Genomic DNA, 1,702 nt, shown 5'->3' on the forward strand with positions numbered 1-1,702 from the left:
CTCAAAACTGACCATTGTTTCGACAAAGTATGTGTAGCCTCCGTATATTCCTTAGAAAGGAGGTGATCCAGCCGCAGGTTCTCCTACGGCTACCTTGTTACGACTTCACCCTAATCATCTGTCCCACCTTAGACGGCTGACTCCCGAAGGTTATCTCACCGGCTTTGGGTGTTACAAACTCTCATGGTGTGACGGGCGGTGTGTACAAGGCCCGGGAACGTATTCACCGCGGCATGCTGATCCGCGATTACTAGCGATTCCAACTTCATGTAGGCGAGTTGCAGCCTACAATCCGAACTGAGAACGGCTTTAAGAGATTAGCTTAGCCTCACGACTTCGCGACTCGTTGTACCGTCCATTGTAGCACGTGTGTAGCCCAGGTCATAAGGGGCATGATGATTTGACGTCATCCCCACCTTCCTCCGGTTTGTCACCGGCAGTCTCACCAGAGTGCCCAACTTAATGCTGGCAACTGATAATAAGGGTTGCGCTCGTTGCGGGACTTAACCCAACATCTCACGACACGAGCTGACGACAACCATGCACCACCTGTATCCATGTCCCCGAAGGGAACGTCCTATCTCTAGGATTTGCATAGTATGTCAAGACCTGGTAAGGTTCTTCGCGTAGCTTCGAATTAAACCACATGCTCCACCGCTTGTGCGGGCCCCCGTCAATTCCTTTGAGTTTCAACCTTGCGGTCGTACTCCCCAGGCGGAGTGCTTAATGCGTTAGCTGCGGCACTGAAGGGCGGAAACCCTCCAACACCTAGCACTCATCGTTTACGGCATGGACTACCAGGGTATCTAATCCTGTTCGCTACCCATGCTTTCGAGCCTCAGCGTCAGTTACAGACTAGACAGCCGCCTTCGCCACTGGTGTTCTTCCATATATCTACGCATTCCACCGCTACACATGGAGTTCCACTGTCCTCTTCTGCACTCAAGTTACCCAGTTTCCGATGCACTTCTCCGGTTAAGCCGAAGGCTTTCACATCAGACTTAAGAAACCGCCTGCGCTCGCTTTACGCCCAATAAATCCGGACAACGCTTGCCACCTACGTATTACCGCGGCTGCTGGCACGTAGTTAGCCGTGGCTTTCTGGTTAAATACCGTCAACTTCTGAACAGTTACTCTCAGAAGTGTTCTTCTTTAACAACAGAGTTTTACGAGCCGAAACCCTTCTTCACTCACGCGGCATTGCTCCATCAGACTTTCGTCCATTGTGGAAGATTCCCTACTGCTGCCTCCCGTAGGAGTTTGGGCCGTGTCTCAGTCCCAATGTGGCCGATTACCCTCTCAGGTCGGCTACGTATCATTGTCTTGGTGGGCCTTTACCTCACCAACTAACTAATACGCCGCGGGATCATCCAGAAGTGATAGCCGAAGCCACCTTTCAAACAAGAACCATGCGGTTCTTGTTGTTATACGGTATTAGCACCTGTTTCCAAGTGTTATCCCCTGCTTCTGGGCAGATTTCCCACGTGTTACTCACCAGTTCGCCACTCGCTTCAATGTTAAAATCAGTGCAAGCACGTCATTCAACGGAAGCTCGTTCGACTTGCATGTATTAGGCATGCCGCCAGCGTTCGTCCTGAGCCAGGATCAAACTCTCATCTTAAAGATGATGCTTGAATAGCTCATCGATTGTTGTTACTTTATTTGTTATAAAAGCGAATTGACTTCGCAAATATTGTTTGGG

1 rRNA gene is annotated in these 1,702 nt (G+C 50.3%); it reads right to left on the reverse strand.

From position 1 onward, the window contains the following. Positions 1 to 55: 55 nt before the first annotated feature. Positions 56 to 1,621: ribosomal RNA gene (locus EKM84_RS13955) — 16S ribosomal RNA — on the reverse strand. Positions 1,622 to 1,702 lie beyond the last annotated feature (81 nt).

The organism is Levilactobacillus mulengensis (assembly GCF_003946045.1).
In the GTDB taxonomy this organism is placed as follows: domain Bacteria; phylum Bacillota; class Bacilli; order Lactobacillales; family Lactobacillaceae; genus Levilactobacillus; species Levilactobacillus mulengensis.